This is a genomic window from Mycolicibacterium pallens, assembly GCF_019456675.1.
In the GTDB taxonomy this organism is placed as follows: domain Bacteria; phylum Actinomycetota; class Actinomycetes; order Mycobacteriales; family Mycobacteriaceae; genus Mycobacterium; species Mycobacterium crocinum.
The window spans coordinates 4,996,507-5,023,320 of record NZ_CP080333.1 but is presented as its reverse complement, the minus strand read 5'-3'; the positions used below and the strand labels follow the sequence as shown (position 1 = coordinate 5,023,320).

General features: G+C 68.1%; 31 protein-coding genes and 1 riboswitch. Of the genes, 15 read left to right on the top strand and 16 right to left on the bottom strand.

Annotated features, from left to right (window positions below; all coding sequences use genetic code 11):
- A complete protein-coding gene (locus K0O64_RS24450; protein ID WP_071949246.1) occupies nt 1-1,146 on the top strand; it encodes a thiolase family protein in 1,146 nt (381 codons plus the stop codon).
- On the opposite strand, the gene K0O64_RS24445 is transcribed toward K0O64_RS24450, so the two are convergent.
- The 3 genes from K0O64_RS24445 to K0O64_RS24435 form a co-directional block, all read right to left on the bottom strand.
- Nucleotides 1,143-2,864: a PE-PPE domain-containing protein gene (locus tag K0O64_RS24445; RefSeq protein WP_217353542.1), complete on the bottom strand. Its 1,722-nt coding sequence runs from the start codon at nt 2,862-2,864 to the stop codon at nt 1,143-1,145. The two genes, K0O64_RS24450 and K0O64_RS24445, sit on opposite strands and share 4 nt — an antisense overlap.
- A gap of 148 nt (nt 2,865-3,012) precedes the next feature.
- Nucleotides 3,013-4,662 (bottom strand): DNA repair helicase XPB, encoded by a 1,650-nt coding sequence (locus K0O64_RS24440; protein ID WP_071949252.1) that lies wholly within the window; start codon nt 4,660-4,662, stop codon nt 3,013-3,015.
- Between the two features lie 67 nt (nt 4,663-4,729).
- Nucleotides 4,730-6,988: a helicase-associated domain-containing protein gene (locus tag K0O64_RS24435; RefSeq protein ID WP_071949253.1), complete on the bottom strand. Its 2,259-nt coding sequence runs from the start codon at nt 6,986-6,988 to the stop codon at nt 4,730-4,732.
- A gap of 65 nt (nt 6,989-7,053) precedes the next feature.
- Between K0O64_RS24435 and K0O64_RS24430 the strand changes: the two genes are divergently transcribed.
- Genes K0O64_RS24430 through K0O64_RS24415 form a run of 4 tightly spaced genes read left to right on the top strand, consistent with a single transcriptional unit; the run spans nt 7,054 to nt 8,625 of the window.
- Nucleotides 7,054-7,236 (top strand): hypothetical protein, encoded by a 183-nt coding sequence (locus K0O64_RS24430; protein WP_071949255.1) that lies wholly within the window; start codon nt 7,054-7,056, stop codon nt 7,234-7,236.
- Between the two features lie 59 nt (nt 7,237-7,295).
- Nucleotides 7,296-7,727 (top strand): cyclic pyranopterin monophosphate synthase MoaC, encoded by a 432-nt coding sequence (moaC, locus tag K0O64_RS24425; protein WP_083542991.1) that lies wholly within the window; start codon nt 7,296-7,298, stop codon nt 7,725-7,727.
- Entirely contained in the window at nt 7,724-8,200 is a 477-nt protein-coding gene (locus K0O64_RS24420; RefSeq protein WP_071950311.1) for a MogA/MoaB family molybdenum cofactor biosynthesis protein, read from the top strand. The genes moaC and K0O64_RS24420 overlap by 4 nt, the downstream gene beginning before the upstream one ends.
- On the top strand, nt 8,200-8,625 hold the full coding sequence (locus K0O64_RS24415; RefSeq protein WP_071949259.1) for a molybdenum cofactor biosynthesis protein MoaE: 426 nt from the start codon (nt 8,200-8,202) through the stop codon (nt 8,623-8,625). The genes K0O64_RS24420 and K0O64_RS24415 overlap by 1 nt, the downstream gene beginning before the upstream one ends.
- 4 nt (nt 8,626-8,629) lie before the next feature.
- Here the strand turns inward: K0O64_RS24415 and K0O64_RS24410 are convergent, their stop codons facing one another.
- The 4 genes from K0O64_RS24410 to K0O64_RS24395 all read right to left on the bottom strand — a co-directional run bounded on the left by K0O64_RS24410 (nt 8,630) and on the right by K0O64_RS24395 (nt 11,982).
- Nucleotides 8,630-9,829, bottom strand: coding sequence for a transglycosylase family protein (locus K0O64_RS24410; RefSeq protein ID WP_071949261.1), 1,200 nt, complete (start codon nt 9,827-9,829; stop codon nt 8,630-8,632).
- 11 nt (nt 9,830-9,840) lie between these two features.
- Nucleotides 9,841-10,054: riboswitch (cyclic di-AMP (ydaO/yuaA leader) on the bottom strand.
- A 215-nt stretch (nt 10,055-10,269) separates the two neighbouring features.
- Nucleotides 10,270-10,539: a MoaD/ThiS family protein gene (locus tag K0O64_RS24405; protein WP_071950312.1), complete on the bottom strand. Its 270-nt coding sequence runs from the start codon at nt 10,537-10,539 to the stop codon at nt 10,270-10,272.
- The gene (gene moaA, locus K0O64_RS24400; protein WP_071949262.1) at nt 10,532-11,596 is read right to left on the bottom strand and encodes a GTP 3',8-cyclase MoaA; all 1,065 of its coding nucleotides are present in this window, start codon (nt 11,594-11,596) and stop codon (nt 10,532-10,534) included. Before moaA ends, K0O64_RS24405 begins: the two co-directional genes overlap by 8 nt.
- Nucleotides 11,593-11,982, bottom strand: coding sequence for a YccF domain-containing protein (locus tag K0O64_RS24395; protein ID WP_071949263.1), 390 nt, complete (start codon nt 11,980-11,982; stop codon nt 11,593-11,595). The genes moaA and K0O64_RS24395 overlap by 4 nt, the downstream gene beginning before the upstream one ends.
- A gap of 147 nt (nt 11,983-12,129) precedes the next feature.
- Between K0O64_RS24395 and K0O64_RS24390 the strand changes: the two genes are divergently transcribed.
- Together K0O64_RS24390 and K0O64_RS24385 are read left to right on the top strand one after the other, a co-directional pair.
- Nucleotides 12,130-12,540 (top strand): cold-shock protein, encoded by a 411-nt coding sequence (locus K0O64_RS24390; RefSeq protein ID WP_047332145.1) that lies wholly within the window; start codon nt 12,130-12,132, stop codon nt 12,538-12,540.
- A gap of 18 nt (nt 12,541-12,558) precedes the next feature.
- Nucleotides 12,559-13,566, top strand: coding sequence for a glutathione S-transferase family protein (locus K0O64_RS24385; protein WP_071949264.1), 1,008 nt, complete (start codon nt 12,559-12,561; stop codon nt 13,564-13,566).
- Here the strand turns inward: K0O64_RS24385 and K0O64_RS24380 are convergent.
- Entirely contained in the window at nt 13,563-14,183 is a 621-nt protein-coding gene (locus K0O64_RS24380; protein ID WP_096312252.1) for a winged helix-turn-helix transcriptional regulator, read from the bottom strand. The genes K0O64_RS24385 and K0O64_RS24380 overlap by 4 nt on opposite strands.
- 64 nt (nt 14,184-14,247) lie before the next feature.
- Between K0O64_RS24380 and K0O64_RS24375 the strand changes: the two genes are divergently transcribed.
- A complete protein-coding gene (locus tag K0O64_RS24375; protein WP_096312251.1) occupies nt 14,248-15,120 on the top strand; it encodes an alpha/beta fold hydrolase in 873 nt (290 codons plus the stop codon).
- Nucleotides 15,121-15,123: 3 nt separating this feature from the next.
- Here K0O64_RS24375 and K0O64_RS24370 read toward each other — a convergent pair whose 3' ends face one another.
- Nucleotides 15,124-15,615: a DUF2771 domain-containing protein gene (locus tag K0O64_RS24370; RefSeq protein ID WP_096312250.1), complete on the bottom strand. Its 492-nt coding sequence runs from the start codon at nt 15,613-15,615 to the stop codon at nt 15,124-15,126.
- Nucleotides 15,612-17,192: an MFS transporter gene (locus K0O64_RS24365; RefSeq protein ID WP_096312249.1), complete on the bottom strand. Its 1,581-nt coding sequence runs from the start codon at nt 17,190-17,192 to the stop codon at nt 15,612-15,614. Before K0O64_RS24365 ends, K0O64_RS24370 begins: the two co-directional genes overlap by 4 nt.
- A gap of 171 nt (nt 17,193-17,363) precedes the next feature.
- Here K0O64_RS24365 and K0O64_RS24360 point away from each other — a divergent pair, with 171 nt between their 5' ends.
- Complete coding sequence (locus tag K0O64_RS24360; RefSeq protein WP_425574846.1) at nt 17,364-18,299, top strand: DUF3027 domain-containing protein; 936 nt, start codon at nt 17,364-17,366, stop codon at nt 18,297-18,299.
- Here K0O64_RS24360 and K0O64_RS24355 read toward each other — a convergent pair.
- Nucleotides 18,296-18,748: an SRPBCC family protein gene (locus K0O64_RS24355; RefSeq protein WP_071949270.1), complete on the bottom strand. Its 453-nt coding sequence runs from the start codon at nt 18,746-18,748 to the stop codon at nt 18,296-18,298. The two genes, K0O64_RS24360 and K0O64_RS24355, sit on opposite strands and share 4 nt — an antisense overlap.
- A gap of 24 nt (nt 18,749-18,772) precedes the next feature.
- Nucleotides 18,773-19,063 (bottom strand): DUF2530 domain-containing protein, encoded by a 291-nt coding sequence (locus K0O64_RS24350; protein WP_225933537.1) that lies wholly within the window; start codon nt 19,061-19,063, stop codon nt 18,773-18,775.
- A 97-nt stretch (nt 19,064-19,160) separates the two neighbouring features.
- Between K0O64_RS24350 and K0O64_RS24345 the strand changes: the two genes are divergently transcribed.
- From K0O64_RS24345 to K0O64_RS24335, 3 genes are read left to right on the top strand one after another with little or no spacing between them, the layout of a single operon-like run.
- A complete protein-coding gene (locus K0O64_RS24345) occupies nt 19,161-19,592 on the top strand; it encodes an Rv0880 family HTH-type transcriptional regulator (RefSeq protein WP_096312248.1) in 432 nt (143 codons plus the stop codon).
- Complete coding sequence (locus K0O64_RS24340) at nt 19,589-20,434, top strand: TrmH family RNA methyltransferase (protein WP_164520138.1); 846 nt, start codon at nt 19,589-19,591, stop codon at nt 20,432-20,434. Before K0O64_RS24345 ends, K0O64_RS24340 begins: the two co-directional genes overlap by 4 nt.
- Entirely contained in the window at nt 20,431-20,703 is a 273-nt protein-coding gene (locus tag K0O64_RS24335) for a DUF2537 domain-containing protein (RefSeq protein WP_096312247.1), read from the top strand. Before K0O64_RS24340 ends, K0O64_RS24335 begins: the two co-directional genes overlap by 4 nt.
- A 4-nt stretch (nt 20,704-20,707) precedes the next feature.
- On the opposite strand, the gene sepH is transcribed toward K0O64_RS24335, so the two are convergent.
- Nucleotides 20,708-21,502 carry a septation protein SepH gene (gene sepH, locus K0O64_RS24330; protein ID WP_096312246.1) on the bottom strand — a complete coding sequence of 265 codons (795 nt, stop codon included), beginning with the start codon at nt 21,500-21,502 and terminating at the stop codon, nt 20,708-20,710.
- A 71-nt stretch (nt 21,503-21,573) separates the two neighbouring features.
- Nucleotides 21,574-22,683, bottom strand: coding sequence for a phosphoserine transaminase (serC, locus tag K0O64_RS24325; RefSeq protein ID WP_096312245.1), 1,110 nt, complete (start codon nt 22,681-22,683; stop codon nt 21,574-21,576).
- A gap of 145 nt (nt 22,684-22,828) precedes the next feature.
- Between serC and K0O64_RS24320 the strand changes: the two genes are divergently transcribed.
- The 3 genes from K0O64_RS24320 (at nt 22,829) to K0O64_RS24310 (ending at nt 25,789) form a co-directional block, all read left to right on the top strand.
- Nucleotides 22,829-23,842, top strand: a complete 1,014-nt coding sequence (locus K0O64_RS24320; RefSeq protein WP_096312244.1) for an AurF N-oxygenase family protein — start codon at nt 22,829-22,831, stop codon at nt 23,840-23,842.
- An 18-nt stretch (nt 23,843-23,860) separates the two neighbouring features.
- Nucleotides 23,861-25,546, top strand: a complete 1,686-nt coding sequence (locus tag K0O64_RS24315; RefSeq protein WP_096312243.1) for an FAD-dependent oxidoreductase — start codon at nt 23,861-23,863, stop codon at nt 25,544-25,546.
- Nucleotides 25,547-25,609: 63 nt separating this feature from the next.
- Complete coding sequence (locus K0O64_RS24310) at nt 25,610-25,789, top strand: DUF2795 domain-containing protein (RefSeq protein ID WP_071949282.1); 180 nt, start codon at nt 25,610-25,612, stop codon at nt 25,787-25,789.
- A gap of 4 nt (nt 25,790-25,793) precedes the next feature.
- On the opposite strand, the gene K0O64_RS24305 is transcribed toward K0O64_RS24310, so the two are convergent.
- Both K0O64_RS24305 and K0O64_RS24300 read right to left on the bottom strand, forming a co-directional pair.
- The gene (locus K0O64_RS24305; protein WP_225933536.1) at nt 25,794-26,267 is read right to left on the bottom strand and encodes a 5' nucleotidase, NT5C type; all 474 of its coding nucleotides are present in this window, start codon (nt 26,265-26,267) and stop codon (nt 25,794-25,796) included.
- A gap of 7 nt (nt 26,268-26,274) precedes the next feature.
- On the bottom strand, nt 26,275-26,724 hold the full coding sequence (locus tag K0O64_RS24300) for a VOC family protein (RefSeq protein WP_071949283.1): 450 nt from the start codon (nt 26,722-26,724) through the stop codon (nt 26,275-26,277).
- Nucleotides 26,725-26,814 lie beyond the last annotated feature (90 nt).

Sequence of the window (26,814 nt, the reverse complement as noted above, 5' to 3'; positions counted from 1 at the left end):
ATGAGTAATGACGTCGCGATCATCGGGGTCGGCCTGCATCCGTTCGGACGGTTCGAGAAGACCGCCATGCAGATGGGTGCCGAGGCGATCGAGCTGGCGCTGAAGGATTCCGGCGCGGAGTGGAAAGACATCCAGTTCGGCTTCGGCGGCAGCTATGAGGTGTCCAACCCGGACGCGGTGACCCGCCTGGTCGGCCTGACCGGCATCACGTTCACCAACGTCTTCAATGCCTGTGCCACCGCGGCCAGCGCCATCCAGCAGACCGCGGACACCATCCGGCTCGGCAAGTACGACATCGGCATCGCCGTCGGCCTGGACAAGCATCCGCGCGGAGCGTTCACCGACGACCCGGCCAAGCTGGCGCTGCCGCAGTGGTACGCCCAGAACGGGCAGTTCGTCACCACCAAGTTCTTCGGCATCAAGGCCAACCGCTACATCCACGATCACGGTATCTCCGAAGAGACGCTGGCGCGGGTGGCCAACAAAAACTTCCGCAACGGCGTGCTGAACCCGAATGCCTTCCGGCGCAAGGAAATCTCCGTCGAGGAGATCATGGCCTCGCCGGTGCTGAATTACCCGCTGCGGCAGTACATGTTCTGTGCTCCGGATGAGGGCGCCGCCGCGGTCATCATGTGCCGCGCCGACATCGCCCACCGCTTCACCGACAAGCCGGTGTACGTGCGCGCCAGCGAGATTCGTACCCGCACCTTCGGCGCCTACGAGGTGCACGGCACGTCGGCCCCGCTCGACGAGGACGTGTCGCCGACTGTGTACGCGGCGAAGGCGGCCTACGAGGAGGCCGGCATCGGCCCGGAGGACATCGACATCGCCCAGCTTCAGGACACCGACGCCGGCGCCGAGATCATCCACATGGCCGAGACCGGACTGTGCGCCGACGGTGAGCAGGAGAAGCTGCTGGCCGACGGCGCCACCGAGATCCACGGATCGCTGCCGATCAACACCGATGGCGGGCTGATCGCCAACGGCGAGCCGATCGGCGCCTCGGGCCTGCGTCAGATGCACGAGCTGGTGCGCCAGCTGCGTGGCGAGGCCGGCGAACGTCAGGTGCCGGGCAACCCCCGCGTCGGACTCGCACAGGTGTACGGCGCACCCGGAACCGCTTCGGCGACAATCCTTTCGCTCTAGACGTTAGTCTCCTGACCCAGGAATCCCTGGACTGCCTGGATCAGGACGAGCGCCTCGATCAGGCCTGCCGTGGTGACCAGCCCGGTAGCGGCTGCGATCGGAAGTCCGATCGCGTTGACCAGCCCGTTGATCACGTCGCCGGAAAGTGCTTGCTGAATTCCGCTGAGGAACAGGTTGATTCCGTAGGCGGGCAGCACCGTGACGATGGCGTTGGCGATGTCGGCCGTCGGTAGCGCCGCCGCATAGAGTGCCGCCGCGGAATTGGAGATGGTGTAGGCGACGTCGGTGATCACCGTTTGCAGTGTCGAGATGACGCCCGCGGGGGTTGGGAGCACGGGGGCCGGTCCGGACGTCGGCAACTTCAGCGCCGCGAGTTCCTGCGACATCACCCCGCCCGGGCTGACGTCAGCGGCGAAGTCGTGCAGGCCCTGCCCGATGCCGGCAACGAACAGGTTGGCGACCTGTCCCCAGTTGACGTCGGGGATGAATCCAAACGTCGTCTGCTGATTGGCGAATCCGTTGGTGGACCATCCGTATTGGGGATCGCCGTAGCCGAGGTTCACGATGACCTTCAGCGCGGGCTGCAACAGATCGGCCACCGGGTTACCGATCACCGGCAGTAGGCGCAGCGGTTCAAGCAGCGGCAGATTCGAAGTCGGGATGATGTAGTACTTCTGGCTGGGGTCGGTGGTCGGCAGCGCAATGGCCGAATTCACCTGTTGGGAGGTCAGATCCGCGTACTTGGTGTGCACGAAGATGATGCCCAGCCCGGCGTTGAGCACCGAAAGGACGTTGAGCGGGTAGCGCGGGAAGTCGGCGAACCCGTCGTACTCCAGGGTGTAGTTCGTTGTGGGGAAGGCGTTTTCCGGTGTGGCACCATAGAACGGCAGGCCCAGACTCGGCAGATTCAAGCCGGGGAATCGGGACAGCATGCCGCCGTTGGGGTTCATCTCGTTACCGACCAACACAAATTCGACGGGTGTGCCCTGCGGGAGCTGGCTCATGATCAAAGACGAGATGATCGCGCTCTGGGAGTAACCGAAGACCGTGGCGGTATTACCCGCGGCGACCTGTTCGGCGATGGACGCGGCCAGGATCTGAATACCCTGCTGCACTGACACATTCAGTGGCAGGCTCTTCACACCGGTGATCGGATACAGGCCCTCGGGCGTATCCAGCTGGAATGGGATGGACCCCGGGTATGACGGTGCGATGTAGAGATTGAAGACGCTGCTGATGTAGCTCGGCTTGGGGATCGGAACACCGCTGGGGCCCATGATCAATGCGGTGTTCTGCGCAGCAGCGGCCTGTACCAAGGCTTCCGGCGCCAAGGATGCCGCCGCGGCTGTGCGGGCCGAGATGCCGGTGTCGCGACGGCTGCAGGCCAGCGCCGCCAGCTCCAATGGCGAATCGGCCGGCGGCGTCTGCGGTGCCGACGGATCCGACTGCGCCGTTGGTGTCGCCGTGGCCGGCACCGAGGTGATCGATTGGGCGCGCACTGTCGACACCGGACGCGACCGCCCGGACGCAGCCTTCGGGGCGGCGCTGTGCTTGGCCGGGCCTGCGGTCGTCTGACTGGACCCCGACCGGGCCGAGCCGGCCTGCGCCGAGGGACCGCCATCGTCGGCCCATGCCGTCGCGCCGCTGCACACCGCGGCACCCACGCCCAGCGCGACCGCCAAACCACCAACCCGACCGACAAATCCCGCTGCGCCCACGTTGTACCCCTTTGTCACCCGACCACGCTCGTGGCGAGACTAACGTGTCGTTGCTGGATTCGCCGTCGGATTCATTTCGTGGGGACAGCGCTGCGTTCAACGGGCAGCGAATTGTTGCTGACGTCCCGCTATGGCAGCTGGGTCAGGCTCAGATTGCGGGGCCGAGCAGGTCGTCGGCGTCCTTGATGACATAGCCGTAGCCCTGTTCGGCGAGGAACCGCTGCCGGTGCGCCGCGTACTCGGCGTCCAGACTGTCGCGGGACACGACGGAGTAGAACACCGCGCCGCCGCCGTCGTGCTTGGGGCGAAGCAGCCGGCCCAACCGCTGGGCCTCCTCCTGGCGCGAACCGAACGTGCCCGAAACCTGAACGGCCACCGACGCTTCCGGCAGATCGATCGAGAAGTTCGCGACCTTGGAGACCACCAGCGTCTTCACTTCACCACTGCGGAACGCGTCGAACAGCTGCTCGCGCTCGGCGTTCTTCGTCGAGCCCTGGATCACCGGCGCATTCAGCTCGGTGCCGAGCTCGTCGAGCTGGTCGAGGTAGGCGCCGATCACCAGCGTGGGCTCGTCGGGATGCTTGGCGAGGATCGACTTCACCACCGCGATCTTCGAATGCGCGGTCGAGCAGAGCTTGTAGCGCTCGTCGGGTTCGGCGACCGCGTACAGCATGCGCTCGTTGTCGGTCATCGTGACGCGGACCTCGATGCATTCGGCCGGTGCGATCCAGCCCTGCGCCTCGATGTCCTTCCACGGGGCGTCGTACCGCTTCGGCCCGATCAGACTGAACACGTCGCCTTCGCGGCCGTCCTCGCGGATCAGCGTCGCGGTGAGCCCCAGCCGACGGCGCGACTGCAGATCGGCCGTCATCCGGAACACCGGCGCGGGCAGCAGGTGCACCTCGTCGTAGATGATCAAGCCCCAGTCGCGGCTGTCGAACAGCTCGAGGTGCTTGTATTCGCCCTTGGTGCGCCGGGTGATCACCTGATAGGTGGCGATGGTGACGGGGCGAATCTCCTTGCGCTCACCGGAATATTCGCCGATCTCCTCCTCGGTCAGCGACGTCCGGGCAATCAGCTCCCGCTTCCACTGCCGTCCGGCCACCGTATTGGTGACCAGGATCAGCGTCGTCGCCCCGGCCTTGGCCATCGCGGCCGCGCCGACCAGCGTCTTGCCCGCACCGCACGGCAGCACCACGACGCCCGAGCCGCCGTCCCAGAACGAGTCGGCGGCCATCTGCTGATAGTCGCGGAGCTCCCAACCGTCCTGCTCGAGGTCGATCGGGTGTGCTTCGCCGTTGACGTAGCCGGCCAGATCCTCGGCCGGCCAGCCGATCTTGAGCAGCATCTGCTTTACCCGACCGCGTTCGCTGGGGTGGACGATCACGGTGTCGTCGTCGATGCGCGCACCCAGCATCGGGCTGATCTTCTTGTTGCGCAGCACCTCTTCCAGCACTGCCCGGTCGAGACTGACCAGTGTCAGGCCCTGCGTCGGATGCTTGACCAACTGCAGGCGGCCATAGCGGGCCATGGTGTCGACGATGTCGACCAGCAGCGGCTGCGGCACGGCGTAGCGCGAGAAGCTGACCAGCGCGTCGACCACCTGCTCGGCGTCGTGGCCGGCGGCGCGGGCGTTCCACAACGCCAGCGGGGTGATGCGGTAGGTGTGAATGTGCTCAGGGGCGCGTTCCAGCTCCGCGAACGGGGCGATCGCCGCCCGTGCGGCGCTGGCAAGTTCGTGGTCGACTTCGAGCAGCACCGTCTTGTCGGACTGCACGATTAACGGACCCTCAGTCATCTACGCCGCTCCTCCTCATCGCTCGTTCCTCGCTCTGCATCGGTCGCCGGCGGCATAACACACTCCATTATCCAGCGTCGGCGGACATCACCGACGTCACGCGGTGCACCGCGAATTCGCGGGGGCGGCCCTGGGTCGGATCCCAGGCCATCAGCTGACCGCCGCTGACGGTGAGCGGGCGCACCACTCGCTGGGTGGCGACACCTGCCGCGTCGACATAACCGATGACCACGTCTTTTTGTTCCATCGCCGCCTGCTGCAGCAGGGCCATCGACACCGCCGGGTCGAGGCGGACGTTGGCGAACGGGGTGGTGGAGTCCACCCGACGCAGCACCGACACCACCGAGGCCAGGGTGTCCGCGTTCGGCTTGGGCAGCGCGCGGAACAACCGGCGGTGCTGGGGCGTGGCCACCCGGGCGCCGCGCTGCCGGAGGTCGACGATCGCCCCCGATGAATCCTCGGCGGCCGGCGCGAAGCCTGCCGCGCGCAACGCCGCGAGCAGATCGCCGATCGGTGCCTGCGACACCGCCACCGTGGGGGCCAGCTGCCGCACCTCGAGATGTTCCAAGGCCGGCGCGGCGACCGCATGGGCGAGCAGCGTCGGGTCCTCGCAACGCAGGAACGACGACGCCATTCCGACCCGCAGCTGTCCGTGCCGCCGGGCGACGTCGTTGATCAGATACGTCAAACCTTGAGGGACAGGGGTTTTCGAGTGTCGCTCGAAGAAGGTGTGCAGCGCGCCCGCGGTGCGGCCGGTGTCCAGTGCGTGCCGGATGGAGGCTTCGCTGACCCGGTACACCATGGCCGCGCCCGCCGATTCCACCGCGGCAACCGCCGCCAATTCGTCGGCCAGCTCACGCTGCAGCGGACCGGGCACCACCACGGTCAGGTCGGCCTGCACCAGGAAGTGGTCAATCGGTGCGGGCAGCGCCTTGCCCATCGCCTCGATGGCGGCGTCCTCGTCGCCGTCGAGCAGGACGCGCGCCGGTGTGCTGAGCGCTCCGCGGCCGATCAGGCCCAGCGCGTGCGCCTCGTCGAGCAGATGCGCGACCGGCTCGGGCTGCAGCCGTGCCGCCCACCGCGGGCGGCGCCAGATCAAGGCCCGCGAGGCGTGCAGCGCATCGACGCCCGAGCCGGGCGGTAGCCCGGCGAGTAGCTCCAGGAGTAGCCGGCGGTCCAGCGGCGCGGCCGTCGAATACAGCGAATCAGACAGTGCCGCATAGGGTTTGCCGTCGGGTCCGCGGCTGCCGATCAAGCCCGGGCGGGACGGCAACTCCAGCCAATTGGTGGCCAGCAGGTGCCAGCGCGCGGCGGTCGGCGTCTCGAGGAATCGGTCGGCTGCCACCGTCGGCGTCCAGTACGGGGCCGAACCGTCCTGCGGCTCCGGGTCGGGGGTGCCGCTGGCGATCAGCCCGGCGGCCGAACTGACCTCGAGGACCAATCCCAGGCGCTGTTCGTCGATACCGGTGAGCTTGCTCAGCCGTTTGGCCTCACGCACCCCCAGCCCGCCACTGCGCAACTCGGGAACCGGTGCGGCAGAAAGGGATTCGATGACGAGCTCGATCTCGCGAATCAGGTCCAGCACGGCACCTGCCGCGGTCGCGTCGACGTCGGCGGCCGTCGTCGTGCTGGCCACCGGGTCGGGCGCCACCAGGCTCACCGGCCCCGGCTCCTCACCGCGCAGCACCTGGCCGACCTGTCGCGGCAGGATCACCGTCTCTTCGTCGAGTTGGCGCAGCAGCCCGGCGGCGAGCAGCCGCGGCACGGGTCGATCGGCGGGGGCGCCCGGCGCGGCATCGCGGGTGCGGCCGACGGGGGAGCCCATCAGCAGCCGGTCGAGCAGTTCGAGCTGCGGCTCGTCAAGGGCGTCGATGGCCGCGGAGATCTCCGCGCCCGATCGCGTGGAGTCTTCGAGAATCGCCTGCCCGGGATACCACGGCAGGCCGGCGGCCGCCTCGGCCGACACCCGAACCGCGCTGTCCCCCCACGCCAGGGCGCGCTCCCGCAGGTCGTCCAGCGCGGTAAGGATCGACTGCTCGTCGGCGCGCTCGCCGATGAGCGCCACCAGCTTGGACACCGGCGCGGCCGTGGTCTCGGCGTGCAGCACGATCAGGGCGTCGAGGACGGCCAGCCGCAGGTAGTCGAGCTCATCGGTGGCGGCCTTCACCGATTGCCGGGCCACCGCGCGGGCGGCCAGGGCCGCGATGCTGCCGGGGGCCGGTTGGGCGAGATCCGGCCGCAGCTCGAGCAGGCGGATCAGCCGATCGTCGGGCAGATCGGCCAGCCAGGCGCCCAGCGGCATCCCTGGCGAGGACGATTCAGTCATTGTTGACCAGCGTAAAACAGCCGCCTGTATGCACAACCCGGCCCGGCAGATGACAGAATGTTGCCGTGGCTGAGAAGAAGACAAGGTACGTCGACAATGGCTGGCCGACCAGCGACCCCGACGACCACGCCGTAAGCGAACTCGCTGCCGACAGAGCAGGCGCGCTGTCCCCGTTCGGTGACATCACGTTCCCGCTGCCGGCCTCTGACCTGCCGTATCTGCACCCGGTCACCGTCGTCAACAAGTAACGGTGACCAACGGGCCTCAGCGCCGCCTCTCGCACCTCGATGAGCACGGTGCGGCGCACATGGTCGACGTCACCGACAAGGCTGCCACCACCCGCACCGCGGTGGCGGCCGGTTCCGTTCACACCACCGCCGAAGTCGTCGCGCTGATCACGGCCGGGGGCCTGCCCAAGGGTGACGCGCTGGCGACCGCACGGGTCGCCGGCATTCTGGCCGCCAAGCGCACCAGCGACCTCATCCCGCTGTGCCACCACCTGGCACTGACCGGAGTGGACATCGAGTTCGCGATCGGTGACGCCGAGGTCGGCGTGACCGCGTCGGTGCGCACCACCGACCGCACCGGTGTCGAGATGGAAGCGCTGACCGCCGTCAGCGTCGCGGCACTGACGGTCTACGACATGATCAAGGCCGTCGACCCGGCCGCGCGCATCGAGAACATCCGGGTGCTGCGCAAGGAAGGCGGCAAGACCGGCCTGTGGGTGCGCCCGACGTGACACGGTCCGCACGGGTTGTGATCGCCTCGACCCGGGCCGCGACCGGTGTCTACGAAGACCGGACCGGCCCCATCGTCGTCGCCTGGCTAGCCGAGCGCGGCTTCGAGGTGCCCGACCCCAGCGTGGTTGTCGACGGCAGCGCCGTCGGCGACGCCCTGCGCGCGGCCATCGACGCCGGAGCCGACGTCGTCATCACCTCCGGCGGCACCGGGATATCGCCGACCGACGCCACCCCGGAGGCCACTCTCGGTGTCCTGGACTACCAGATCCCCGGGCTGGCCGACGCGATCCGCCGGTCCGGTCTGCCGAAGGTCCCGACGTCAGTGCTGTCCCGGGGTGTGTGCGGGGTGGCGGGCCGCACACTTGTGGTCAACCTGCCCGGGTCGACGGGCGGGGTGCGCGACGGTCTGGCGGTGCTCGCCGACATCCTCGACCACGCACTGGATCAACTGGCCGGAGGGGATCACCGCTGATGACACGCATCCTGCGGGCCGCGCTCGTCGAGGGGCCCATCTCACTGACCGAGCACGAACAGCTCGTCGCCGACGATGCCGCCGGCGCGGTGGTCGGCTTCTCCGGGGTGGTGCGCAACCACGACGGCGGCCGGGACGTGATCCGGCTGGAGTACTCCGCACATCCGCTCGCCGAGGAGACCTTGTTCGAGGCGATCGCCGAGGTGGCCGCGAAAGCCACCGGCGTGCGGGCGATCGCCGCGAGTCATCGGGTTGGCGTGCTGCACATCGGCGACGCCGCCCTGGTGGCCGCCGTGGCGGCCGACCACCGGAGGGCGGCGTTCGACGCGTGTGCTCTGCTCGTCGACACCGTCAAGGAACGATTACCGGTGTGGAAGCACCAGTTCTTCGCCGACGGAACCGACGAGTGGGTGAATTCGGCCTGACGGCTTACTGAGCGGGTGCCGGAGCCGGAGCGTCCGGTGCCGGCAGGACCGGTGCAGGAGCGCCGGGGCCGGGTGCCGGAGCGTTCGGGTCGGCCGGAGCCACACCCATGCTCGGATCGTTGGTCACCGGGGTGTTCAGCGGACGCTGGGTCAGCGCCAGCAGCGCGTCGCCCTTGCTCACCTGCTGAGTCTGGACCGCGTGCCACAGTTCCTTGAGGTACGTGACATTCGGGCCGTCCTGCGGGCCTTCAGGCTGGTCGCTGGTTCCCGGCGGCAGGTTCGACGGGCTCGTAAGGTGCGGGATGCCGTCGGGCAGCTGGCCGGTCGGGCCGGCCGCCACCACACCGGTGGCCGGGGCGGGCGCCGCGGCGGGATCAGCCGGGGCCGGAGCGGGAGCCGGCGGAAGCGTCGGCGGAACCGCCGGGTCGACCGGAGCCTGCGGCACGAAATGGATCGAGGACGCCTGCACCGTGATGGTCTGCTCGTCAGGGTTTGCCGGTGCCTCGGGGGCGGGTACCGGAAGGGCGGTGTCGATCACGGGCTCGGCGGCCGGCGGTGCGGCCTCTTGAGCCACCGGGACGACCTCGGGCTGCGGAGCGGGCGGTACGTCGACCGGTGCGGGCGGCAGGTCCTGCGGGGCCGGCGCCACATCCTGGGGTGCCGGCGGGAGATCCTGCGGAGCCGGGGGCAGGTCCTGCGGCGCGGGCGCCACATCCTGGGGTGCCGGGGGCAGATCCTGCGGGGCCTCCGGAGCGGGAGCATCCGGTGCCGGCGCGTCGAACGCGGCGGGCTGGATCTGTGCGTCGGCCGGAGTGGGCTCGTTGACTACGTTGCGCGGGGTCGCACCCGAGAGGCCACGACCGCACACCGGCCAGGCACCACGGCCCTGGCTTGCCAGAACGCGCTCGGCGATGGCGATCTGCTGGTCCTTGCTGGCCATGTTCGCGGCCGGGGCGTACTGACCGCCACCGTGCGCGGACCACGTGCTGGGGGAGAACTGAAGGCCGCCCTGGTAACCGTTGCCGGTGTTGATGCCCCAGTTGCCGCCGGATTCACAGCGAGCAACCTGATCCCATTCGGCATCGGGAGCTGCCTGGGCCTGCCCGGCGAGGGCGAGGCTGCCGCCTCCGATGACCGCACCGGTGACCGCGATCTTGGCGACGCTGACTGACGAAGAAGTGGGCTTGCGATGCCGTCCACTCATATGGCGAAGTGTTCCTCTCTTCAATGCGCCTGCGAGGTCAGCTGTCGGGTTCGGGCTGGAGAGGTCGCCCGGCCGTCGTCGTCTCTGGTGGAAACGATCTCGGCTTCACCCCGAGGAGCCGCAAGCGGCTCCAAGTCCTATCGGTGGACCGGTGGGTCCCCCGCCTCCATCCATGGTGTTCGTTGGTCTCCCCGCTCCTTGGATGGAGCTCAGCGCTAAGAGCGGAGAGGGTCTTCCCGGGTTGAGGGGGCTGACCTCCGACAGACGGTAATAGGAGACCGGAGTGCCGTCATCTTTTGCATTTCCGGGCGTTTCTGCTACCGGCAAACCTTAGAAAAGGTTAAAGCCCCTAGATAGCTCGGCGTTGGCCCAGGTAGTTACGACACTCAACCGCACCGTGGCCATCTCGTTACCTGATCGTGATGTGACGCAAATCACGGTCACCCGCCGGCGAACGGGGGTAGCACGTCGAGTGTCTGACCGGAGTGCAGCTCGGTGGCCTTGTCCCGGACCGCGACACCGTCGCGCAGAAACGAACAGCGCTGCAACACCCGCGCTAATTCCTCGCTGCGAGAACCCAATTCATTCACCACGTCGGCGACAGACGCACCGGGGTGCACAGTGAGCCGATCCGACTCCGTGCCCGCCGCGGCGCGGGCCGCGGCGAAGAAACGCACGGTCACCTCGACCGACTGGGCCACGTCAGCCACCGATCGCACTCATCGGGCGTTGCGGCTGTACGAAATCCGGATTGTTGATGCCGTGCCCGGCCGCTTTGCGCCACATCGCGGCGCGCCATGCGGACTCGAGCGCGTCGTCGTCCGCGCCGCGGCGCAGCAGCACGCACAGGTCGGATTCCTCCGCGGAGAACAAGCAGTTGCGGATCTGCCCGTCGGCGGTCAAGCGGGTCCGGTCGCATGCCGAGCAGAACGCGTGCGAGACCGAGGCGATGATGCCGACCGTGGCCGGGCCGCCGTTGACCCGCCACAGCTGAGCCGGGGCCGAGCCGCGCGGGGCAGGATCCGGCGTCAGGTCGAAGTGTGCGGCCAGCGCGGCGAAGATCTCGTCGGCACCCAGGTTGGCGTCGCGGCGCCACAGGTGACTGGCGTCGAGCGGCATCTGCTCGATGATCCGCAGTTGATAGCCGTGGCGCAGGCAGTACTCCAGCAGCTCGACGGCGTCATCAAGGCCGCTGTCATGGTCCAGGACCGCGTTGACCTTGACCGGTCCCAATCCGGCGGCCGCCGCGGCGGACAGACCGTCGAGCACGTCGGTGAGCCGGTCGCGACGGGTGATGGCGGCGAAGTGCTCCGCGTCGACGGTGTCGAGCGAAACGTTGACCCGATTCAGGCCCGCGTCGGCCAGAGCCTGGGCACGGCGGGCCAAACCCAGGCCGTTGGTGGTGAGCGCGATCTCCGGGCGCGGGCGTAACGCCGCCACCGCCGACACCACGTCTTCGAGCTCGCGATACAGCAGCGGCTCGCCGCCGGTGAAGCGAACGCTGGTGATGCCCAGGCGGGTCACGGCCAGCGTCAGCAGACGGACGAGTTCGTCGCGGGTCAGCAGCTCGTCGCCGGGCAGCCAGTCCAGGCCTTCGGCAGGCATGCAATAGGTGCAGCGCAGATTGCACCGGTCGGTCAGCGACACCCGCAGATCGGTGGCCACCCGGCCGAAGGTGTCGACCAGCGGGCCGCTGCGCGGCATCTCGGCCGGCGGTTCGTCGTCGTCGCGGCGGATCGCAGGCAGCCCGAGCGTGGTCAGTGTCATGCCGGCACCCGAGCGTCGGCGGACACGATCTCCTTGCCCAGCGGCACCAGCGACACCGGGATCAGTTTGAGATTGGCCAGCGCCAGCGGGATTCCGATGATCGTGATCGCCATGGCGGCCGCGCTGACCAGATGGCCGATCGCCAGCCACAGGCCGAACAGCAGGATCCAGATGACGTTGCCGACCAGAGCGCCGGGCCGCGGGCCGGGCTTTTCGACAATGGTTCGTCCGAACGGCCACAGGGCGTAGTTGGCGATCCGCAGCGCGGCGAACCCGAACGGAATGGTGATGATCAGAACGAAGCTCACCAGCGCGGCCAGCAGATAGCCGAGGGCAAGCCATAGCCCGCCGAACAGCAACCAGATGACGTTCAGGATCAGGCGCATGTCTCCTCCAGCGGTTTGCCCAGCCTACCCAACAGAACTCAGGTGCTGGGCACAGGTGTTCCCGAGTAGGATCACCGGCACGCGTCCTGCACCGGCGGGACGCTTCGTCATGTTGTCATGGACCCGTTAGACAAGCAGGTGAGACCAGTGCCGACCGGCAAGGTGAAGTGGTACGACGCCGAGAAGGGCTTCGGCTTCCTGTCCCAGGAGGAGGGCGAGGACGTCTACGTCCGTGCGTCGGCGTTGCCTGAGGGCGTCGAAGGTCTCAAGGCCGGTCAGAAGGTCGAGTTCGGGGTGGCATCCGGGCGTCGCGGCCCGCAGGCGTTGAGCGTCAAGCTGATCGATCCGCCGCCGAGCCTGACCCGGACCCGGCGTGAGGCCACGCCCGTCGAACGCAAGCACACCCCCGACGAATTGCACGGCATGGTCGAGGACATGATCACGCTGCTCGAAGGCGCTGTGCAGCCCGAGCTGCGCAAGGGTCGCTACCCGGACCGCAAGGTCGCGCGACGGGTCTCCGAAGTGGTCAAGGCGGTCGCCCGGGAGCTCGACGCGTAACGGGCGCACACTGGAGTCGTGGGTGCCTATGTCGCCGGAGGCGGCGAGTTCAATCGCGATACCAACTACATCACCACCCGGATCACCGCCGACGGTGCTGACGGCTATCCGGTCGAGGCCGGCCGGTACCGGCTGATCGTCGCGCGGGCCTGCCCGTGGGCGAACCGGACGATCATCGTGCGCCGGCTGCTCGGCCTGGAGGACGTGCTGTCCATCGGGTTCTGCGGGCCGACGCACGACGAGCGCAGCTGGACCTTCGATCTCGATCCCGGTGGTGTGGACCCGGTGCTGAAGATTCCGCGCCTTCAGGACGCCTACTTCGCCCGGTTCCCGGACTACCCCAAAGGCATCACGGTCCCGGCGATCGTCGAAGTCGCGACGGGTCAGGTGGTCACCAACGACTTCGCGCAGATCACGCTGGACTTCTCCACCGAATGGACGGCCTACCACCGCGAGGGCGCGCCGCAGTTGTACCCCGAGCCGCTGCGCGACGAGATCGACGAAGTGGCGCAACGCATTTACACCGAGGTGAACAACGGCGTGTACCGCTGCGGGTTCGCCGGTTCGCAGGAGTCCTACAACAGGGCCTACGACCGGTTGTTCACCGCGTTGGACTGGCTGTCCGAGCGGCTGGCCGATCAGCGATATCTGGTGGGGGACACCATCACTGAGGCGGACGTCCGGCTGTTCACCACGTTGGCCCGCTTCGATCCCGTCTACCACGGCCACTTCAAGTGCAACCGGTCGAAGCTCGCCGAACTGCCGGTGCTGTGGGCCTACGCCCGAGATCTGTTCCAGACACCGGGATTCGGTGACACATGCGACTTCGTCCAGATCAAGCAGCACTACTACATCGTGCATTCCGACATCAATCCCACCGGGATCGTGCCGAAGGGGCCAGACCTGTCGAACTGGCTGACACCGCATGGCCGGGAAGCCTTGGGCGGCAGACCGTTTGGCGACGGAACGCCGCCGGGCCCGACCCGAGAGGGTGAGCGGGTGCCTGCCGGGCACGGCGCGGGTTAGCGCGCGAAGACCGTCTCCATGGCGGCCCGGTCGCCGTCGATATCGACCTGTGCCGCAACGTCATCGAGGGTCAACAGCCCCGTCGCCAGCCCGAGAACGATCGACGCCTCGGTCTTGAGGACGGCATCGAAGGTGCGTCCGTCGGGCAGGCTCACGTCGACTCCCGAGCGGTTGGCGTGGGCCTGGATGATCTCGCCGTCGAGGTCGATTCCGACGGTGGCCGACCGGGTGGGCCTGCGGCCGGTGAACAGCGCGGGAAGTGCCAGCAGTAGCCATTCGGCGCGGAACTCATCGCCCTGTGCCCCGCGGATCATCAGCGGTGTCGACCACCGGATGAGCCCTTCGATCGGCTCGCGAAGTTGCGCTCCCCATTCGGTGAGTGCGTAGGTGATTGCGTTGGTGTCCTCGGCCAGTCGCCGCTCGACGACGCCTGCGGTCTCCAGCTCACGGAGTCGGTCGGTCAGCAGGTTCGTCGCGATGCCGGGCAGGCCGTCGCGCAGATCGCGGTAGCGGGCGGGCGCCACCAGCAGTTGGCGGACGATCAGCAGATTCCACCGGTCGCCGACCACATCCAGGGCCCGGGCCAGTCCGCAGTACTGACCGTAATCTCGACTCATTGCGCTCCACTTGCAAAGTTAATGTCTGCTTGATTATATCAAGTGACACCGAGGAGGGATCGATATGACGGTGACGCAGCGACCCGGATGGGTCGACGACGCCTTGTTTCCGTTCGTGAGCCGGTTCATCGATGTCGATGGTCACACCGTCCACTACATCGACGAAGGGGAGGGGCCGACGCTGCTGTTTCTGCACGGCAACCCGACCTGGTCATTCGTCTACCGCGATGTCATCAAGGAGCTGCGAAACAAATTCCGTTGCGTGGCAATCGATTATCCCGGATTCGGGTTGTCGACGGCAGCGCCGGGATATGGCTATCTACCCGTCGAGCACGCGAAGGTCGTCGGCGCGTTCGTGGAAGCTCTCGGGCTGCGCCGGGTGACGCTGGTGGTGCACGACTGGGGCGGCCCGATCGGGCTGTCGGTGGTGGAGAACCATCCGGACGCCTTCGAACGATTGGTGTTGGGCAACACGTGGGCCTGGCCGACGGAAGCCCCGCACGTCCAGATCATGTCGCACGTGATGGGCGGCCCGATCGGTCGACTGCTGATCCGGCAGTTCAACTTGTTCGTCAACCTGATGGTTCCCGCGGGGCATCGGCTGGCCAAACCCAGCCGCGCCGAGATGGGCCACTATCAGAAGGCCCTGGACAATCCGGCACGCCGCGACGCATCGGCGATCTTCCCTCGCGAGCTCACCGCCAGCCGCGCGTTTCTCGCCGAGGTGGAGGCCGGCCTGCCTGCCATCGCGGACCTGCCCGCGCTCATCATCTGGGGCGACGCCGACATCGCGTTCAGGAGCAACGAATTGCGGCGCTGGGAGCAGACTTTCGCCGACCACCGGACCGTGATCACGCACGGCGCCGGCCACTTCGTGCAATCTGATGCGCCTGAACAGTTCGCGGCTGCCATCCGGGACTGGCATCCGCGGGCGTAGTCGCTAGGGCCAGGCCAGGCGGACCGACCACTCCGCGTGCGGGGCGTCGCTGAGTTCGCCGTTCTGGTCCTGCACCAGGGTGAGCAGCTGCACGACCACACCGGTCAGCCGGCCGCGCTGCGGGTCCACGGTCGGAATCGTCACGGCCAGTTCGGTATTGGGCCGGTAGATCGTCGTCGTCGAATTGCGCTCGTCCTCGTAGACGCGCAGCAGCCGCCACGGTGCGCGGCCGATCGAGGTCGGCACCGACAACTGGACCGGATAGCGCTCGGTGACCGACAGCTGGCCCTGATTCTGCGGGTTCTGGCAGTCGTTGAGGTTCACCACATTGCAGTACACGTACGGCCCGACTCGCACGGCCTTGCCGTGCGAGTAGGCGCTGATCTCGGGCAGGTCCGATCCTGTGTCGCGGGTCAGAGCCCAGGCGCCGACGCCTGCGCCGGCCGACGCCAGTACGACCAGGACCACCAAAAGCCAACGTAGCCAACGGCTCACCGGTTGGTCACCGCCGATGCACCCTCCGGTTCGGCCAGCACGGGGCGGTTGCCACCGAAGCCGGGGATCAGTGAATTACCGCGGTAGCTGACGATGGTCTGGGCCAGACCGAGGATCAGTAGCGCGCTGATCGCGGTGAAGCCGACCCACAGCTCGGTGTAGACCAGCACCCCAATCGCCCCGCCCATCACCCAGGCCAGTTGCAGCACCGATTCCGAGCGGCCGAACGCCGAGGCTCGTGACTCCTCGGGCAGGTCGTCCTGCAGCGACGCGTCCAACGACGCTTTGCCGATCGCGGTCGCCGCCGAGGTGACCAGCGTGGCCACCGCCGCCACGATCAGGTTGCCGGTGACCGCGGCCACCAACGCCATCACCGTCACCGCGATCGTGCACCGCACGACCAGCATCGCGGGCCGGCCCAACCGCATTCGTGCCGCGGTGAAGTTGCCCGCGAAGTTGCCGATGCCGGCCGCGGCGCCGAGCAGGCCCAGCATGCCGAGCTGAACCCAGCCGCTGGCCTGATGCGCCTTGGCCACGAACGCCGGGTACAGGAACAGGAACCCGACCATCGCCTTGATCGTGCAGTTACCCCACAGCGAGGTGATGATGTTGCGGCCCAGGGGTTGTCGCCGCGCACCGGTCTTCGCGGCCGGCTCGTCAACCCAGCCCATCGGCCCGTTCTCGCCGTGGTAGGTCAAGGTGGCCGGCACCTCGCCCTCGGTGACCTCCACCCAGCGCGGGATCCGCATCGACAGCGAGGCGCCCGCCACGGCGACGAACACCACGACGAACAGCGCACCGGGCAGTTCGAACAGTGTGGTGAGCAGGTATTCGGCCCCGGCTGCGATACCGCCGCCAACGATCGTGCCGCCGATCAATCCGAACATAGTGAGCCGTGAATTCACCCGGACCAGGTCGATCGTCGGCGGCATCACGCGGGGGGTGACCGCGCTGCGCAGCACACTGAAGGACTTGGACAGCACCATCATTCCCAGCGCGCAGGGGTAGAGCACCCACGACGGATAGCTGCCGGTGGCGCCGTCGTAATCCATGATCAGCACGAACGCCAGCGCGGCGCGCAGGATGAACGACATCGCCAGCGCGGCGCGCCTACCGTGCTGCACGCGGTCCAGGGCAGGCCCGATCAACGGCGCGATCACCGCGAACGGCGCGATCGTGATCAGCAGGTAGAGCGCGACCTTGCCCTTGCTCTCACCGGAGGCGGCGGCGAAGAACAGCGTGTTGGCCAATGCCACGGCCATCGCCGAGTCCACTGCGAAGTTGGCGACCACCGGCCACGTCAGCGCGGTGAGGCCGGACTTGTCGGCGCCGTCGGCCGTGGCCGCGCGCTGCACCATCGAGTACACCTTGGTGCCCATCTCGCGGCTGCGCATCGCGGCACCACGACCGCGAGTGGCCCGCTCGTCGGCGCTTCGCGGCCCGGGCGGCGGGCCCAGGTTCTCGGTGCGCTGCTCGCCCAGCGGCGGCAGATACCGGTTGGAGCTGGGCGTCGGATTCGAGCGGTGGGGGGACTCGGAGCGCCGGTAACCGTCCCCATCGCTCGGGTAGTTGGCCATGCCCGGGTGTTCTCCGGATGCGCCGGCCGAGTACCGGCGATCCGGGCCGAACGCCGGATTCGCGCGGGGTTCGTCACGCCGGCTCTCAGACACGTCACGATTGTCCCCTATCCCGGCATGCCGGGCGCGCACGTGGCCGGTGTGGTTGCACGCACGGCCCGTGAGGCAAGATTGGTGACGATGGACAGCACTCTCGACGCGACAGAAGCCACGGCACCGGCGCCCGCCGCCGCGCCGTCGGATGCGGTTGCCGCCGTACTGACCGGCGCCGTGGATCAGGCCCGCCAGGCCATCGTCGAGCACAGCGGCGACACGGTGGGCGAATACCTCGGCGTCAGCTTCGAGGACGAGACCGCGGCGACGCACCGCTTCCTGGCGAACATGCCCGGCTATCAGGGCTGGCAGTGGGCGGTGGTGGTGGCGGCCTACCCGGGCGCTGATCACGCGACGGTCAGCGAGGTCGTGCTGGTGCCCGGCCCGACGGCACTGCTGGCTCCGGCCTGGGTGCCGTGGGAAGAGCGCATCCAACCGGGCGACCTGAGCCCCGGTGATCTGCTGGCTCCCGCCAAGGAAGATCCCCGGCTGGCCCCTGGATACACCGCGACCGGCGATCCGCTGATCGATGACACCGCCTATGAGGTGGGTTTCGGCCGTCGCCAGGTGCTCAGCGCGCTCGGCCGCGACGAGACCGCGCAGCGCTGGCACGACAGCGACCACGGCCCCGGCTCGCCGATGGCCCGCGCGACCAAGCGGGTGTGCCGCGACTGCGGCTTCATGGTGCCGCTGGCCGGAGCCCTCGGCGCGATGTTCGGGGTGTGCTGCAACGAGATGTCAGCCGACGCCCATGTCGTCGACTTCGAGTACGGCTGTGGTGCGCATTCGGACACCCCGCAGCCGCCGGGTAGCGGATCGCCGCTGTACGACCCGTACGACGACGGTGTGCTCGACGTCGTCGAGGTCGCCGCGACTGAGGCCCCGGCGGAAGAGGCCCCCGAGACACCCCAGGCGATCGAGACCGAGACTCCGGCGGAGGAGGCTCCCGAGGTCCCCGAGGCTCCGGAGAGCCCCGAGGCGGCCGACGACGCCGAGACCGTCGAAGAGGCCTAACCTTCGGCGGCGGCCTTGATCCGCGCCAGCGACGTGTTCATCCCGTCGACGAGTTCCTTCTCGAAGCTCGGTACGCCGCCCAGCACCGCGTTGACTGTCATCGTCGAGACGGCCTTGACGCCGTTCTCGGCGTGCCGGGTCTCGACGACCCGCGTGCCGGTCTCGGTCGGGGAGAGCTCATAGCTCCAGACGGTGTTGTTGGCGTTGACCCGGAACGCCAGCTTGCGCTCCGGAATCAGCTCGGTGATCGTCGACGTCGTCGGCCAGAACAGCTTGTTGCGCCGGTTGAGGTTGAACGTGCGGGTGCCCGGCTTGACCTGACCCAGTGGCTTCATCAGCCGGCACTGCGGGCTCCACTTGGGCATGTTGTCGAGGTTGGAGATCAGGGTCCACACCTTGGCGACCGGAGCGTTGATCTCGATCTCTGCTTGCAATAGCGGCGCTGCCATCGGTTCTCCTTCGTCGTTGACTGATTACTGTCCGCGCGGCTCGAGGCCGGTCTGCGCACCCCGCGCCCCGCGCCGAGCCGCGGTGCGCTGCCACAGGAAGATCGACGTGCCGACCACTCCCGTGCCCAGCCCTGCGATCGCGATCGGGCGCCAGGACTCCAACGCCGGAACCGTGAACGCGGCGATCGTCGCCAGTGCCCACAGCACGGCGCCCGCAACGATCACCGGCCACGGGTCGAGCAACGCGGCGGGCAGCGCCGGCGGCTCGGGTTCGGCCATCGGCGAGGGGCTCGGCTCGCGGTGATCGGAAGGCATTGCCGTTTAACCTAACTGATGGCCTGCGCGGCCCGGCGTGCATCTACCGGCTGGATCATCGGCGATCAGGCGTTGTTGTGTCGTACTGTTTGCGATTGTGTTGGACCGTGACCTGCGGCTGGCCAGTGATTTGTCATTGGCCGTCATGCGACTCGCGCGGCAGTTGCGCTTCCGCCGCCCCGAGTCGCCGATCACGCTGTCGCAGTTGTCCGCCCTGGCGACTCTGGCCAAGGACGGGGCGATGACGCCGGGAGCGCTGGCCGTGCGGGAACGTGTTCGGCCGCCGTCGATGACGCGGGTGATCGCGTCACTGGCGGACCTTGGTCTGGTGGTGCGCACGTCGCATCCGACCGACGGCCGTCAGGTGTTGGTCGCGGTGTCCGACGCCGGTGCCGCGCTGGTCGACAGTGAGCGCCGGGCCAGCCAGGAATGGTTGCGCGGGCGCCTGGCCACCCTGAACGGCGACGATCGCGACATCCTGCTGCGGGCCGCGGACCTGATGACCGTGCTCGTCGACGAAGACGCTTGAGCGACAACGCTTTTGGCGCGATAGACAGCTACCGCGTCATCGACGTGACCGACCCGGCCGATCCGCGCGTCGACGATTTCCGCGACCTCAATAGCGTCGACCGCAGACCGGACCTGCCCAGCGGCAAGGGACTGGTGATCGCCGAGGGCGTGTTGGTCGCGCAGCGGATGATCGCCTCGCGGTTCACCCCGCACGCGTTCCTCGGCACCGACCGTCGGCTCGCCGAACTCGCCGACGACCTGACCGAAGTGGCCGCGCCCTTCTATCGCGCCACGCCCGAGGTGATGGCCGAGGTGGTCGGCTTCCATCTCAACCGCGGAGTGCTCGCCGCTGCCCGGCGCCCGCCGGAGCTGACACCGGCCGACGTGCTCGACGGTGCGCGCACGGTCGCGGTGCTCGAAGGCGTCAACGACCACGAGAACCTCGGTTCGATCTTCCGCAACGCCGCCGGCCTCGGGGTGGACGCGGTGATCTTCGGCTCCGGCTGCGCCGACCCGCTGTACCGGCGAGCGGTGCGGGTGTCGATGGGCCATGCGCTGCTGGTGCCGTTCGCCCGCGCCCAGCAGTGGCCGGCCGACCTCACCGAGCTTCGCCGCCGTGGATTTCGGCTGCTGGCGATGACGCCCGATCCGGCGGCGCACACCCTGGCCGAGGCGATGGCCGGTCTGGCGGGAGACAAGGTCGCGGTGCTGGTCGGCGCGGAGGGCCCCGGGTTGACCGAGACCGCGATGCGCGCCAGCGATGTCCGGGTCCGCATCCCGATGTCGCGGGGCACCGATTCGCTCAATGTCGCGACCGCCGCGGCGCTGGCGTTCTACGAGCGAGTTAGGTTCAACCCGTGAACGAAGAGACGACGCCGTGGGGGACCGGCCTGACGGTGGCGGCTTTCGTCGCCGCGATCACCGGCGCCGCGATCGTGGTGCTCAGCCTGGGCATGATCCGGGTGCACCCGCTGGTGGCGATCGTGCTCAACCTGATCGCGGTCGGCGGATTGGCGCCCACGCTGTGGGGCTGGCGGCGCATACCGGTACGACGCTGGTTCGTCTTGGGCGCCGGCATCGGTGTCGCCGGCGGGTGGATCACCCTACTGGCGATGGTCGCCAGTCACTAGCGCGTCAGCGCTCGCCGCTGGAACGCACCCCGAGCAGTACGTCCTCCCAGCCGGGAACGGCGGGCTTGGCCTTGGCGCGCTTGGCCCGCGGTGCGGGCGCGGGTGCCGGAGCCGGGGCTGGTGCCGGCTTCTCCTCGACCGGGGCGGGCGCCGGTTGCGGCTGCTGCTCCTCGAACTCCAGCTGCGCGACCGCGGCCACCGGCCGCAGCGGACGCTCGAAGCTCGGATCGATCAGCTCGCTGGCGGCGTCGTCCAGTGCCGACACGGTGCCGCCGTGGGCTCCGGGGGAGAAGCGGAAGTGCGCGACGTTGTCGGACAGGCCGGCCTGCCAAGACATCTGAACGACCCAGCGGCCGTCTTCCCCGCGCCAGGCGTCCCACTCCGTGGCTTCGGGGTTGTGGCCACGCGCGACCAGCGCGGTGATCACGGTGTCCAGCAGCGTCGTCACCGCAGGCCCGTCGGCCAGCACCGGGTGCGCGGCGCCGGCCAGTTCCGCCGCCCGCGAGCGCTCCAGGAGCACCGGGTGGGCGAAGCGTTCGACCTTGCTGATGTCCATGCCGGATGACGCGGCAACTTGCTCGACGGACGCACCCGCACGGATGCGCGCCTGAATATCCCTGGGCCGCAACACGCCTTTGACCTCTTTGTCCCTCAGGGTCTGGCCCAGCGACCGGTCGCCGCGTACGGCGGCGCGCAGTCGGTCGTCGACCTGCAGGGTGAACTTGTCGGCCGGGTCGGGACCTTCACAAATGATGTGCCTGCCGTCGACATCGAGTCCGATCACCCTGAGTTCTCGCATGTCGACCTCCTTCTCCGTCCGGAATTTAACCCAGGCGGCGGAATATAACGGTTAGGACACGCCGGGAGACCTCAGAGGCGTTCGACCACCCAGTCGACGCACTGCGTCAGCGCGGAGACGTCGTCGGGCTCGATCGCCGGGAACATCGCGATACGCAGCTGGTTTCGGCCCAGCTTGCGGTAGGGCTCGGTGTCGACGATGCCGTTGGCCCGGAGCACCTTGGCCACTGCCGCGGCGTCCACCTCGTCGGTGAAATCGATCGTGCCGACCACCTGCGAGCGCAGCGCCGGGTCGGTGACGAACGGGGTGGCGTAGGACGACGCCTCGGCCCAGGAGTACAGCCGCTGTGACGAGTCGGCCGTGCGCTTGACCGCCCAGTCCAGCCCGCCGTTGCCGTTGAGCCAGTCGACCTGCTCGGCCATCAGCACCAGCGTGCCGATCGCCGGGGTGTTGTACGTCTGGTTCTTCAGGCTGTTGTCCACCGCGATCGGCAGCGACAGGAAGTCGGGCACCCAGCGGCCGGAGGCGGCGATGGCCTCGATGCGCGCCAGCGCGGCGGGGGACAGCACGGCCAGCCACAGGCCACCGTCGCTGGCGAAGTTCTTCTGCGGCGCGAAGTAGTAGGCGTCGACGTCGTTGACGTCGACCGGCAGCCCACCGGCGCCCGACGTGGCATCGATCAGGACCAGGGCATCGCCGTCGGGCCGGGTGACCGGCACGGCGACGCCGGTCGAGGTCTCGTTGTGCGCCCAGGCGACGACGTCCACCGACGGATCGGATTGCGGCTCAGGAGCGCTGCCCGCGTCGGCCTTGATGACGATCGGGTCATCGATGAACGGGTTGGCCGTGGCAGCCGAGGCGAACTTCGAGGAGAACTCGCCGTAGGTGAGGTGCAGCGAGCGCTTCTCGATCAGGCCGAATGCGGCGGCGTCCCAGAACGCGGTCGCACCGCCGTTGCCCAGGATCACCTCGTAGCCGTCCGGCAACGAGAAGAACTGGCGAAGGCCGTCGCGAACCCGGCCGACCAGGTTCTTCACCGGCGCCTGCCGGTGCGAGGTGCCGAACAACGCGGCCGACGCCTGCAGGGCCTGCAGCTGCTCGGGGCGCACCTTCGAGGGCCCACAACCGAAGCGGCCGTCGGCGGGCTTGAGGGAATCGGGAATCACGAGCTGATCAGCCATGCCCTTAAGCCTAGGAGTCCCCGCCACCGGGTATTACACCGAGGCGTTCGGCAAACCCGTGCACGGGTCTGGACAAGTATGCGATACCTGCGGTACCGTTTGGACATCCCCCGCCCCAATGTAAACCTCTGTTGAGGAGACTGTCATGGCGAGAACCAAGATGATCAGGCGCTGGCGCCGCAATATGGACGTCCACGACGACATCGCCTATGTCGAGAAGCTGAACACGCTGTCGGAGGGGTCGGTGCGGCGCAATTTCAACCCCTACACCGACATCGACTGGGATTCGCCCGAGTTCGCCGTGGTGCCGAATGACGAGCGCTGGATCCTGCCGGCGACCGACCCGATCGGCCAGCATCCCTGGTATCAGTCGCAGTCCACAGAGCGCCAGATCGAGATCGGCATGTGGCGTCAGGCCAACGTCGCCAAGGTCGGGCTGCACTTCGAGTCGATCCTGATCCGTGGCTTGATGGAGTACGCCTTCTGGACGCCCAACGGTTCACCGGAGTACCGGTACTGCCTGCACGAGGCGGTCGAAGAGTGCAACCACACGATGATGTTCCAGGAGATGGTCAACCGCATCGGCGCCGATGTGCCGGGTATGCCGCGCCTGCTGAAGTGGGTCCAACCGCTGATCCCGCTCGTCGCGGGGCCGCTGCCGATCCCGTTCTGGTTCGGCATCCTCGCCGGCGAGGAGCCGATCGATCACACGCAGAAAAGCGTTCTGCGCGAAGGCAAGACGCTGCACCCGATCATGGAGCGCGTGATGGCCATCCACGTCGCCGAGGAGGCGCGACACATTTCGTTCGCGCACGAGTACCTGCGTAAGCGCGTGCCGCACCTGCCGCGTCGCAAGCGGTTCTGGCTGTCGCTCACCGTGCCGGTGGTGATGCGGGTGCTGTGCTCGGCGATCATCGTGCCGCCCAAGGCGTTCTGGAAAGAGTTCGACATCCCGCGCTCGGTGCGCAAGGACATCTTCTTCAAGTCGGCCCCGTCGCGACAGATGTTGCGGGACATGTTCGGTGATGTCCGGATGCTGTGCCACGACACCGGATTGATGAACCCGCTGGCGAAGGTGATCTGGAAGATCTGCCGGATCGACGGTGCGCCGAGCCGCTTCCGCAGCGAGCCGGCCCGCCAGCACGTGGTCGCCGCCTAGGAGCGCTGGAGTCTTTCGATGCCTCACGTCATCACCCAGTCGTGCTGTAGCGACGGGTCCTGCGTCTACGCCTGCCCGGTCAACTGCATCCATCCCAGCCCGGACGAGCCGGGCTTCGCGACCGCCGAGATGCTCTACATCGATCCGGTGGCCTGCGTGGACTGCGGGGCGTGCGTCAGCGCCTGTCCGGTCGGTGCCATCGCGCCGGACAGCAAACTCACCGACAAGCAGCTGCCGTTCATCGAACTCAACGCCGGGTTCTATCCCGAACGGCCGGCGGGTGTAAAGCTGCCGCCGACGTCCAAGCTCGCCCCGGTGTTGCCCGCACCGCAGGTGCACCGCGGCGCGACCGACCTCACGGTGGCCGTCGTCGGCTCGGGCCCGGCGGGGATGTATGCCGCCGACGAGCTGCTGACCCAGAAGGGTGTGCGGGTCAACGTCTTCGACAAGCTGCCCACACCGTTCGGCCTGGTTCGCGCCGGTGTCGCGCCCGATCACCAGCACACCAAGGGCGTAACGCGGCTCTTCGATCGGATCAGCAAGCATCCGCGCTTCACGTTCTACCTCAATGTCGAAGTGGGACAGCATATCTCGCACGAAGAGCTGCTGCAGCACCACCACGCGGTGCTCTACACCGTCGGTGCGCCCAACGACCGCAGGCTCGACATCGCAGGCATGGACCTGCCCGGCACGGCGACCGCTACCGAGACGGTCGCCTGGATCAACGGCCACCCGGACTTCGCCGGACTGGACGTCGATCTGCGCCACGAGCGCGTCGTGGTGATCGGCAACGGCAACGTGGCCCTCGATGTCGCCCGGATCCTGACCGCCGACCCCGACGACCTGGCTCGCACCGACATCTCCGATGCCGCGCTGGCCGCGCTGCGTGGCTCGGCGGTGCGCGAGGTGGTCATTGCGGCGCGCCGCGGCCCCGTCGACTCGGCCTTCACCCTGCCCGAGCTGATCGGCCTGACGTCGACGGCCGAGGTCGTTCTCGACGCCGGTGACCACGACCTTGTCGAGCAAGATCTGGCCACCGCGACCGATGCCCTCGCCAAAGCCAAGCTCGAGATCCTGGCCAAGCTGCCGGTGGCCGCCGAGCTCACCGGCCGCCCCCGCATTCGGCTGGCCTATCGGCTCACGCCGCACCGCGTGCTGGGCACCGACCGGGTCGGTGGCGTGGAGTTCCTGCGCACCGGAACCGACGAGGTACTGCAGATCGATGCCGGCCTGCTGCTCACGTCGATCGGATATCGCGGTGCGCCGATCGCCGGCTTGCCGTTCGACGAGGCCGCGGCCGTCGTCCCCAACACCGACGGGCGGGTCATCGATCCCGCCACCGGCGATGCGGTCACCGGGGCGTACGTGGCGGGGTGGATCAAGCGTGGTCCGACCGGATTCATCGGCACCAACAAGTCCTGCTCGATGGAGACCGTCTCCAGCTTGGTCGACGACTTCAACGCCGGCCTGCTCACTGATCCGGGTGCGCGACCATCGTTGCTGGACAAGCTGATTCGCTCCCGCCAGCCCGATTTGGTCGACGCGCGGGGGTGGCGTGCCATCGACGCGGCCGAGATGGCCCGCGGCGAGGCGCAGGGACGGGCGCGGGTGAAGTTCACCGACGTGGCCGACATGGTTGCGGCGGCCGCCGCGGCGCCCGAGCCGCCGATGGCCAGACGGATCCTCGCCGGGTTGTTGCGCTAGGGCCGTTTCGCCGCGCGATCGGTGGCTACCCGGGGTCCGTAATCGAAACGGAGGGAGCTCAACGTGCCCAACCCCATTGGCCTCCAGAAGGCCCTCGCAGGCGCTGACTATCCGGCCGACCGGCAGCAGCTGGTCGACCTGGCCAAGAAGAACAACGCCGACCAGGACATCATCGAGGCACTCGGCGCACTGCCCGAGGGTGAGATCAGCGGCCCGGATCAGGTCCAGAAGGCTGTCTTCTAGCCCGTCAGGCCTTGTCCCGCAAGTAATTCAGCACCGCTGCCCAATCGGGGAACCGGTCCGAACCGAAGTGGACCCACTCGCCCTCGAACCGCTCGGCGCCATTGTTGGGCCGATCGTCGACGAGGAAGTCGCCGCGATTGAGGTCCTTGTGGTGGGTCAGGATGAGCCGCTTGTATGCCGGTGAATCCTCTTCGACGCCAAGGTGTTCGTGCACCCATTCGATCTTGTGTTGCCACCCCGACGGGTTGCGCCACGGCGCGGTCGACAGCAGGTAGGTGTCGAACAGCGTCGACAGTTCGGTGAAAGCCTCGATTGCGCCGGGCATCGAGCGCATCAACGCGAAGATGCCCGGCGCCTCGTCCATCCGGCCGCGGTACTTATCCACCACGACCGGATCGAGGCCCTCGATCCGATGGCCGAAGTCGACCATCGTGTTGTCGAGGTCGATGTAAAGGATCTTGCGGCGACCCTGCGTCACGCCTGCATTATGCCTGGCTCATCGCGTGCTGGATCTCGTCGTAGCTGACCTCGCGGACCGGCTGGCCCAGCGACCACTGATGCCCGAACGGATCCAGGACCACGCCGTACCGATCGCCCCAGAACTGGTCCTCGAGCGGCATCACGACCGTCGCTCCGGCGTCGAGCGCCCGCTGAAACTTGTCGTCGACGTCGGTGACGGTCAGATGGATCGTCACCGGTGTGCCGCCGAGCGCGGGCGGCGTCATCGACTTGCCGTCGGACATCTCGGGGAAGTCGTCATTGAGCATCACCATCGCCCCGTTGATCTGCAGTGCGGCGTGGATCAGCTTGCCGTCGGGGCGGGGCACCCGGCCGATCTCGGTGGCGCCGAACGCCTTGACGTAGAAGTCGATCGCCGCGGGTGCGTCGTCGACGACGAGGTGCGGGGTCACTGCGGGCTGTACATCGATCGCCATGGGAAGCCTCCTGTCGTGGAAGACGGCCGGCGGGGCCGTCACCGGTGTAGACATCGCGGGCGGGCAGAACTCATCACCCACGCCGCCGAT